Genomic DNA, 10,473 nt, shown 5'->3' with positions numbered 1-10,473 from the left:
TCTTAAGTTTGTCGGCTCTCGCTGACTTTTTTCTTACTCAAAGTACTTCACACTGTTTAGTTTTCTAGGTTCTTTTTGTCGCTTCTCTTTTGAAGTGACTTATATAATATAACATATTTAAAAACTTTTGTCAATAGCTTCTCCAAAGTTTTTTGTTTTATTCTCAAACCCTATCGGTATAGCTATTTCATCCTTGTCGCACTCGTTTTTGGCGACATTTAATAATTTAACATATTTACATTAAGCGTTCAACACTGAAAAACCCGCATTTAAACTCAATGCGGGTTTGTGTGTTTATATTACTCTATCTATCTTCGTTTTTCTCTTTCTTTCATAAAAATATTATTTATTTACATAATTTGATACTACGCTTCCTAATGCTATTGAATAAAGCTTTGATTCATAGCTATCTGCCCTTGATACCAATACTATTGGAGCTTTGGCTCCCATAACAATTCCTGCTGATTTTCCATTTGCAAAGTATGTCATACCTTTACCTATACCATTACCCATTTCGATTGTAGGTACTAATAGCACATCTGCATCCCCTGCTACTTCACTTTCAAATCCTTTGATTTCTGCTGCATCTTTTGAAACTGCTAAGTCCAAAGCCAAAGGTCCATCTACTATTACGCCTTCTTCAAATTTCCCATCTTCATACATCTTCTTGAGTTCAGCTGCATCTACTGTTGCTTCCATCTTTGGGTTTACCTTTTCTTTTGCAGCTAGACAAGCTACTTTAACTGTTTCATTTCCTAAGGCCTTACTAACTATGGCACTGTTCTCAATTATCTTAGCCTTTTGTTCAACATTAGGCTTAAGATTCATACCTCCATCTGTTAAGTATATAAGTTTTGGATAAGTAGGTACTTCATATATCATTACATGGCTCAATAAGCTATCGGTTCTAAGTCCCCATTCTTTATTCAATACTGCCTTCAATAGTATTGAAGTATCAACTAGACCTTTCATTATGAAGTCTGCTTCTCCATTTCTCACTAATTTGACTCCTGTTTCAGCACACTTTACTAAATCCTTTTCATCAATTACTTTATATTTATCGATATTTAAGTCTAAACCTGATGCTATCTTTTCTGTAGCCTCTTTGTCGCCTATGAATATAGGTTCAATTATACCTAATTCTGTAGCTTCTGATACAGCCTCTAGCACTTCTTCATTTTGAGAAGCAACTACTGCCAACTTCATCTTGTTGTCAAACTTTACTTTTAATAATTGGTCCAAATTTTTAATGTCCATTATAATTCCTCCTCTTTTAGAATTGTTGATTATTTTGTTGTTCTAGTTCCTTTAATTTATTTTCAACTATAGCATCATCAGGATTTAACCTGTGTGCAGTAGCAATATCAGCTTTAGCTTGTTCAAATAAACCTAATTGTAGATAGATTAGCCCTCTATTGAATACTATCTTATAATTGGTATTGTCTGTTTCTATACCTTTATTGAATATGTCAATGGATTCATTTACTTTTCCTATACCAAATAGACATATTCCCAATTCATTGTATATGTCAACATTCCTTCCACCTAGTTCTATGGATTCATAAAAATAATCTATGGCTTGTTCATATTCTCCCATGCCTTTATAAGCTAGCCCAGTTAGATAATGAAGATTCCATAGATTCTTATGCTTGGAAATCAATGATAAAAACTTGTCTAAAGCTTTTTCATATTGTCCAGTATATAAATAATCTAATCCTTCTTCATTGTCTGCATCATCCATTATGATATCCAACTGTTCTCTTATCTCTTGAACTCTGATTTCATTTCTATCCAAATTAATATATTTTTCCCATATCAATTTGGATTTTTGAAATTGTCCATAATTTTTATAATGATACCCTAATTTATAATAGGCTAATGCAAACTTAGGATCTAAATCCAAAATTGTCTCAAGTTGATTTGTAGATTCCAGTAGGAATTTGCTTCCCTTTTCTTCATCTTCTGAATCGATGAATTTCTTTGCTATTCTTTCCAATGAAAGCGCATAATTAAATAATCCATTTACATTCTTATTATTGATATTTGTCAGCGCTCTAAAGTATATGGCTGCATCTTCATAGTATTTTTCTTCGTTCAATTTCAATCCTCTATACAAGATAAAATCCTCTATATCGGAGTTGAAACTATACAGTATCGTCTTATATTCATCTTTAAATTTAAAGTTATAGTCAATACCCAATATATAGATAATACCTTCTATTACATGAGCCACTTTTAGTTCATCTTCTAATTCTCCTTCTCTTATTTCGTTGACCAGTGTATCTGTGACCATTGGTAAGGGAACATTATCACCTATGATATAATTTTTTATCCTTAAAGTAGTATCTTTCTTAAGTTCTATAAAGGAAACCTTGTCCGTCTTCTTTAGAAAATAATCATCAATAACACTCATCTTATCACCTTTAATCATATAGTTTTTTCATATACATTCTTTTTCTTCTTGTACTTGTACTTAGAAGCTTAAATAGATGTCCTCTGTATATCATTACAAATGAGAATAAAGATTGACCTATTAGATATCTAATCATACTTCCTATATCAAAATTCATATTAAAGCTTAAATGGGTTGTAAACATATTTAAAATCAATCTACCAGTTATCAAATATAATATTAATAGTAGTATAACATTTGGTATAAACCAATTAAGCCAGTTTTCTTTTATGAATTCAAATGCATATTGGATGCTTTCTGATGAAGAATAGTATTTTTGATATAATGTTTCAGGCAATGCATTCAATAAAATTACAGCAGCTAAACTAAACAGTGTTATCAATATGCCTAAATTATTACCAAATAATCGAGAAATAGCGGATAACACGTAAGTTACTATCCAAGCTATAAAAAATATTCCATATACTTTCCATAGATATTGGGTAAATCCATCTTTAAAATTGTTATAGGTTATCTTATTATAGTTGATTACATTGAATAGTAGATATAAATAATTTGAAGTCAAGCTACTTGTTATGATTGCTGTAATTATACCCGATAATATGGATAATGGTCCTCTAAGTAAATTCCCTACAAATAATGCTGCTACAAGATTTATAAGCACATAAACTATACTCGTAAAGATTATTATCCAATTTTTCCCAAAGCTTTTGATAGTCTTTTTAAGCGTATTCTTCTGTACTAAAATCATATCTTCTAGCAAATTCAAATCTTTCACTCCTTTGCGATAAATTGTGTCACATCATAAGTTCTACATCTATTAACCAAACTGTTTCTATGCTCAAATAGTATATAACTATGCTTATTCATATCATTATTGAATATATAATTGTTGTCTATTAATCTCATTATATCAATTTTAAATGCTTCTATATGGACTTTTTTTATAATTTTTTTAGTTGGCATATTCTTATAATGAATCAAGTGTGTATTTAAAAGATTATTATCCTTTAATATTCTATGTTTATTTTTCTGTAGATACCCGACATCTATTCTATCAATGAAATTAGGTATATTGGTATTGTTGTTATTATAGATGTAATCATATTTTGTAATTTCATTTATAATATCAAGATCATCATAATCATTTTGCCTACAAAAGTGTAACAATATTTGGTATAATCTTTTCCTACTATGTGATACTGTATTATACCTATTACTTTCCCAATAATATAACAGATTTTCAAAAAAATCAAATGCTGTAGCATACCTATGCTTTATCAAATATTCTATTGTATTGTTAAAGAATCCTTCATTGTAGTATTTGTCTACCAAATCCTCTATACCTTTTAGCTTTAGCATATCATCATATTCAATATCGTTTGTTTCCAATACTTCATATGGTGGTATATCTAAAAATTTGATTCCATATTTGTCCTTATCTCTTCTCAATCCTGACCCTTTTAATAGCTTTAAAAATCCCAGTTGTATCTTTTCTGGTTTGATACTATATACATCGTTGAAGGATTTCTTGAAACTATTATATCCTTCATAAGGTAGTCCTGCAATCAAATCAAGATGCTGGTGGATATTGTTAAATCCCTTTATTTCTTTACATACCTGTTTTAATCTATTGAAGTCTGTAGTCCTACCTATGGCTTCTATAGTCTTTTCGTTTGTGGATTGAACTCCTATTTCAAATTGGAATAGTCCTTCTTTTGCTTTTCCTATAAAATCAATCATTTCTCTATCCAATAGATGAGCTGTTACTTCAAAATGAAAGTTGATGTCTTTAGGGTTTCTATCCATGATGAAATTCATTATGTCCATTGCATATTCTTTATTTGCATTAAAGGTTCTATCTACAAACTTTACCTGTCTTACTTTGGCATCAATTAGCCTACCTAAATCCTTCTTTACTCTATCTATACTAAAATATCTTACGCCTTTAATAGTGGATGATAAACAAAATTGACAGTTAAAAGGACATCCTCTGGAACTTTCATAGTATACTATCTTATTTTCCAAGTCATCTTTTATCTTCTCATAGGGTGAGGGAATATCATCCAGGTTTTTCATTAATTGTCCCACAGGGTTATTTATTATTTTGTCACCTTGTCTATATGCCATTCCATCTATTGCAGGATAATTGTATCCCTTATCATTGATTGTATTCAATAGATTTCTAAATGGTATTTCGCCTTCACCTATTATTACAAAGTCTATAAACCAATGTTTGTTTAACAGTTCTTCTGCATCGAAGGATACCTCTGGTCCACCTAATATGATCTTTACATTTGGCTTTACTATCTTAATCATCTCACATATCCTGAGAGTTTCTTCTCTGTTCCAAATATAAGTGGAAAACCCTATGATATCAGGATCTCTCTTATACAATTCTCCTACAATATAATCTGCATTTTGATTTATGGTAAATTCCATCAATTCAATGTCTGAAATATCATTGCAATAGGATTTAATATACCTAATTGATAAGGCTGAGTGAATATATTTGGAATTTAAAGTTGTCAGTATTGTATTCATTGTAACCTCTCCTTTTAGACTATTCCCATTATAACATAATATATTATATCTCTCATTATATCTAATAATTTTGTTTCATATACTGTTGAAGATTTTATAAAAAAAGTATAGAATAATGTATGAGATAAAATTTTTAGGAAGGAGTTATTAAATGAAAGAGTTCGACAAAATATCGATACAAGAAATATCTAAGGAAGATATGTTAATGATTATTGAAGCTTTAGAATACACTGGTGTAAAGACTAAAATTGATGACTTCATTGATTTGAAAAATAGCATTGTAAAGGAATTGAGTGCGCTATCTGAGATTGATGAGGAGGATTTTTTAAAGTATTTAAATGATTCTTGTGAGTCTCAGAATATTCTTTAGTCATTAATACATATTCCTATTTTAGATAGATAGACCTTCCACGATGAGCTTTCCATCATGGAAGGTTTTTGTTTTAATATTTCTTAAATGTATATTTACCTGATTTAGTGTTTATGTGTACAATTATATTGTTGTCTGTTTCTTGTCTTCTAATTATCTTTGATCTGTTTAAGAGGGAATGGTAGAAGGCTTGTCCCTCTTTTAGTTGGAATATATCTGGTAAATTATATTTTTCAATTTTTAGGGTTTTTGGATCTATTCTGCCTTTTCTTAGCTTATATACATAGTTAGCTAATTGATAATAATATTTACGAAAATCATATTGTTCATTATTCATGTCTTTTTTATGTGCATTGATGCATTTCCCTATTATTGTTTCAGGTTCTTTATTGTCTAATAGAGTTTTTATACAGTCTTGTAGTGTTTTGAATTTGTTCGAATGTTGTAGATTTAGAATGTTTAGTGTTTGTATCTTGCTTCTTTCTAAATCTATTGAGAAATTTCCTCTGTATGTTTCTATTGGTGTTCTATAATATTTTTTATATTTATTTAAAAAGTCGGACTGTGATAGATTTATTACTTCTTCTTTTAGTCTATCTATCATTGCATTTGCATCTAATGTCTGGTAATGTAATATTCCAGATAACAGCAATGCTTCTATTAGAGTTTCAATGTTTCCGGTTGTAAATAATACATTTTTTATTACTTCTTCTTTTACTGTTGAAAAATCATTATTTACCAAAATTATAGGCATAATCCTTTGATATACGCTGTCATCTTTATAATTCCAATAGACATGTGGATTGAAGTCCTCAAAAATATTCATCAATGATTCATTTTCCCCATGTCTATAATGTTTCCATAGCTTTATTTCTTCATTATATCTAGTATAGTCAATATTTGTACTTACGTAGTTCTCCGATGGTATTAATGATTTTATTGTCAGCACTATCATATCTGTAATATGCGTAGGTCTATTGTTGATTCTATTGTCTTGATCAAATAAAACCATCAGAGGATTAACAATTCTGTCAAAATCCATAATATCTCCCCTACATCTTGCTTGGAGCTTCAATGCCAAGTAGTCCTAATCCCGTCTTGATGACTGTTTTAGCTGCATATACTAGATTCAATCTAGCTTTCTTAACCTCTGGTTCTGCTGACATTATAGGACAACTATTATAGAATTTATTGAATGCCTTTGCTATTTCCACTACATGTCTTGTTATGAATGATGGTTCATATTTTTCAAAAGCATCTAAAACAGCATTTGGGAAATTATATAGAAGTCTTATTAAACTTATTACCTCGTCCTCTTTAAGTAGGCTATAGTCTACTTTGTCTTCTAAGTTGAATTCTCCCTTTTCTAGGAGACTGTTTGCTCTTGCATGTGTATATTGAACATATGGTCCTGTTTCTCCTTCGAAACTAAGTGTTCTATCCCAATTGAATACATAATCCTTAATCCTGCCATTGAACAATTCCTGAAATAATATGGCGCCTACTCCTACTTGTTCTGCTATCTTTTCCTTATTTTCTAGATTTGGGTTTTTGTCTTCAATTATCTTCTTTGTACTGTTCACAGCCTTGTTTAATACATCTTCTAAGAAAACTACTCTGCCTTTTCTAGTTGACAATGTACCATCTTCTAGGCTTACCATTCCAAATGGTACATGAACACAATCATAAGCCCAATCATATCCCATTAGGTCTATTACCTTTATCCATTGTTTAAAATGGAGATTTTGTTGTGAAGCTACTACATATATGTTTTTATAGAAGTCATAATGTTCTTTTCTATATATAGCTGCAGCTATATCTCTAGTAATGTAAAGCGTAGAACCGTCCTTCTTCTGGATCAAAGCAGGTGGCATATCATATGGCTCTAAGTCCACTATCTTTGCTCCATCGGATTCCTTTAATAATTCCTTTTCTTCAAGTTCTTCGATTACCCTGTGCATCTTATCTGAATAGAAACTTTCTCCTGCATATGAATCGAATTTGATGTTCAAAAGATCATAGACTTTATTGAATTCCTTTAAGCTAACATCCCTTATCCATTGCCATAGATCTACGGCTTCTTGATTCTTGTTCTCCAATTCTTTGAACCAATATCTTGCTTCATCTTTTAAACGCTCATCTTCTTCTGCTTCTGCATTGAATTTTACATATAGTTTTAAAAGCTCGTTTATAGGATCTGATTCTATGACTTCTTTGTCTCCCCATTTCTTATAGGCAGCAATAAGCATTCCAAACTGTGTCCCATAGTCTCCTAGGTGATTTATAGCAATAGCATTAAATCCTAGAAATTTACATATCTTATATAGGGAATTACCTATAACTGTTGTCCTGATATGTCCTATATGGAATGGTTTAGCAATGTTTGGTGATGAAAATTCAACGATTACATTTCTACCTTTTCCTATATCGGTGGCACCAAACCTATCCTCTTTATCTGCTATTTCTTCAAGTATTGTTTCAGTTAGTTTGTTCTTGTTTATAAAGAAGTTTAAGTAAGGGCCTGCATTTTCAACCCTTTCAAAGAATTCTCCTTCTCCTATCTTTTCTGCTAATTCTTCAGCTATTAGATTAGGTGCTTTTCTAAATGTTTTAGCCAGTTTAAAACATGGAAAAGCATAATCACCCATATCATAATTTGGTGGAATCTCTATTAAAGATTCTATTTCATCTTGGTCTAAGCTGTTTTCAATATTTAAAATTGAATTTATTACTTCCTTTTTAAAATCTATCAAATTTTTTACCTCCCTTATTTGAACTCTATTACAGTGACTCCATTTCCACCTTCACCATATTTTCCACTTCTAAAGCTTTTTATATGCTTATGCCCTTTTATATAGGATTTTATACCTTCCCTCAATACTCCAGTTCCTTTACCGTGAATGATATAGGCTTCTTTTAGTCCTGCTATATAGGCATCATCTACATATTTATCCAGTTCAAGCAAAGCTTCATCTAATGTCCTACCTCTTAGATCAATTTCGTTGTTTACCCTTGAGGATTTGGATAAAATTATTCTTTTGGTACTTGTTTTTGATTTGTCATCTTTTACTTCTTTTGAACGTCTCAATGTAGAAATATGAACATTGACCTTCATTATTCCTACTTGAACCAATACATTCTTATTTTCATCTGGAAGTTCTAACACCGTACCTTTTTGATTTAAGGAAAGAACTTCTACTGTTTCGCCTACTTTCAAATTCCTTATCTTTTCACCAGATTTTACATTTAGAATATTTTCAGACAGTGAACCTTCTACTTCTTCCAAGCTTGATTTCAATTGTTCCTTAGCTTCATTGATCTTTCTGTTCCTATCCTTTTCTATTTCTATTGAAATATTCTTTAATTCATCTATTATTCCTTCGGATTCAGCTTTTGCTTCCCTTAGTATCCTTCTTGCTTCTTCTTTTGCTTTAATGATTATCTTATCTCTATCGGCCTTTGTCCTTTCTTTTTCCTTAACCAGTTCTTCTTTAAGCCTTTGTACTTCATCTTTCAGCTTTTCCGATTCAAATCTATTCTCTTCAATAGCCTTTCTATCCTTATCTATGGCTTGCAATACATCTTCAAATTCTACATTTTCCTTTGATACTAATGATTTGGCATATTCTATAATATAATCCTGTAACCCTAACCTCGAAGATATTTCGAAAGCATTGGACTTGCCAGGTACTCCAATCAGCAGTTTATAAGTAGGGCTCAATGTTTCTACATCAAATTCTACTGAAGCATTCTTTACCTTTTCTGTAGTTAAAGCATACACCTTGAGCTGACTATAATGCGTTGTAGCTATGGTCCTGATATCCGATTTCAATAGATGATCCAGTATTGCCATTGCTAATGCTGCACCTTCTGTAGGGTCTGTTCCAGCTCCTAATTCGTCAAATAATACTAAACTATTTGGAGCAACTTCATCAAGTATATTCACTATATTGGTCATATGTGACGAAAATGTACTCAAACTCTGCTCTATGCTCTGTTCATCTCCAATATCGGCAAATACCTTATCGAAGACTCCTATTTGTGAATTGAAATCTGCAGGGATATGAAATCCTGACTGTGCCATTAATGTTAACAGACCTACTGTCTTTAATGTAACAGTTTTACCACCTGTGTTTGGTCCTGTGATTACTAGGGTGTTGAAATCCTTACCTAAATATACGTCTATAGGCACTACTTCCTCTAGATTCAAAAAAGGATGACGTGCTTTCTTTATATTGATATAGCTTTCCTGGTCTAAAACAGGTTTAGTAGCATTTAACTCCAATGCATATTTCCCTTTAGCAAATATACAATCTATTCTTTGCAATATACTTTGATTGTTTCTTATGTGCTCTGATTGTTGAGCTACCATATTAGTAAGCTCTTTCAATATCCTCTCTATCTCTTCTCTTTCTTTTATTTCCAACTCTCTAAGTTCATTATTTAATTCTACTACAGCCATAGGCTCTATAAATAAAGTTGCACCACTAGAGGATTGATCGTGTACTATACCTCCAAAGTGTCTTTTATTCTCCGACTTTATAGGTACTACATATCTTCCTTCTCTCATGGTTACTATGCCATCTTGTAGATATTTTTTGTATTTCTGTGAGTTTATAATTGAGTTTAATTTTGATCTAATGGATTCATTCTTATTTATTATCTGTCTTCTTATATTTCTAAGGGTTGAACTTGCATTGTCGGATATCTCCTCTTCATTTACAATTGCATTGTTGATTTTATCTTCAATATCTTTAAATACTCTCAAACTGTCTACTAATCCCTGAATAATAGGATAATTGGTTGCACCTTCCTCTTTTGCTTCCTTCAAGAAGTTTTTTAGGCCTCTGGATACTCTGAGGGAATCTGAGACTTTGAGCAAATTTCTTGGGGTTAAGCTACCTCCAATTTCAGCCATCTTTAATTCTCTGGAAATATCGAATATACCGAACAAAGGGGGATTGCCTTTTTTTATCAGTAATGACAATGATTCCTTGGTTTCGTTTTGAAGGTGTTCTACTTCATCTAGATTGGTTATAGGTCTTATATCCTTAACCATATCCTTTCCTAGTTGAGATTCCGCTTTGTCCATGACCTTTTCTATTATCTTATGGAATTCTAATACTCTGAGTGTCTTTTCGTTCAT

Annotated in this window: 8 protein-coding genes; 1 reads left to right on the top strand and 7 read right to left on the bottom strand. The window is 31.3% G+C overall.

Translation table 11 applies throughout. From position 1 onward, the window contains the following. Positions 1–342: 342 nt before the first annotated feature. Genes K8M07_RS11935 through K8M07_RS11920 form a run of 4 tightly spaced genes read right to left on the bottom strand, consistent with a single transcriptional unit; the run spans position 343 to position 4,957 of the window. The gene (locus tag K8M07_RS11935) at positions 343–1,257 is read right to left on the bottom strand and encodes a bifunctional enoyl-CoA hydratase/phosphate acetyltransferase (RefSeq protein ID WP_223379230.1); all 915 of its coding nucleotides are present in this window, start codon (positions 1,255–1,257) and stop codon (positions 343–345) included. A 16-nt stretch (positions 1,258–1,273) separates the two neighbouring features. Next, positions 1,274–2,413, bottom strand: a complete 1,140-nt coding sequence (locus K8M07_RS11930) for a tetratricopeptide repeat protein (protein WP_223379228.1) — start codon at positions 2,411–2,413, stop codon at positions 1,274–1,276. 10 nt (positions 2,414–2,423) lie between these two features. Continuing rightward, on the bottom strand, positions 2,424–3,182 hold the full coding sequence (locus tag K8M07_RS11925) for a hypothetical protein (protein WP_223379226.1): 759 nt from the start codon (positions 3,180–3,182) through the stop codon (positions 2,424–2,426). A 5-nt stretch (positions 3,183–3,187) separates the two neighbouring features. Further along, positions 3,188–4,957: a B12-binding domain-containing radical SAM protein gene (locus K8M07_RS11920; protein ID WP_223379224.1), complete on the bottom strand. Its 1,770-nt coding sequence runs from the start codon at positions 4,955–4,957 to the stop codon at positions 3,188–3,190. Positions 4,958–5,108: 151 nt separating this feature from the next. Here K8M07_RS11920 and K8M07_RS11915 point away from each other — a divergent pair, with 151 nt between their 5' ends. Next, a complete protein-coding gene (locus tag K8M07_RS11915) occupies positions 5,109–5,327 on the top strand; it encodes a hypothetical protein (RefSeq protein WP_223379222.1) in 219 nt (72 codons plus the stop codon). A gap of 73 nt (positions 5,328–5,400) precedes the next feature. Here the strand turns inward: K8M07_RS11915 and K8M07_RS11910 are convergent, their stop codons facing one another. Genes K8M07_RS11910 through K8M07_RS11900 form a run of 3 tightly spaced genes read right to left on the bottom strand, consistent with a single transcriptional unit; the run spans position 5,401 to position 10,473 of the window. Then, complete coding sequence (locus tag K8M07_RS11910) at positions 5,401–6,369, bottom strand: hypothetical protein (protein ID WP_223379220.1); 969 nt, start codon at positions 6,367–6,369, stop codon at positions 5,401–5,403. Between the two features lie 10 nt (positions 6,370–6,379). Continuing rightward, on the bottom strand, positions 6,380–8,080 hold the full coding sequence (gene argS, locus K8M07_RS11905) for an arginine--tRNA ligase (RefSeq protein ID WP_223379218.1): 1,701 nt from the start codon (positions 8,078–8,080) through the stop codon (positions 6,380–6,382). A 14-nt stretch (positions 8,081–8,094) separates the two neighbouring features. Next, positions 8,095–10,473 carry an endonuclease MutS2 gene (locus K8M07_RS11900; protein WP_223379216.1) on the bottom strand — a complete coding sequence of 793 codons (2,379 nt, stop codon included), beginning with the start codon at positions 10,471–10,473 and terminating at the stop codon, positions 8,095–8,097.

The organism is Schnuerera sp. xch1, assembly GCF_019931165.1.
Lineage (GTDB): Bacteria > Bacillota > Clostridia > Tissierellales > Tepidimicrobiaceae > JAIOUP01.
The sequence above is the reverse complement of the archived record's forward strand: the minus strand, read 5'-3'. Positions and strand labels throughout refer to the sequence as shown.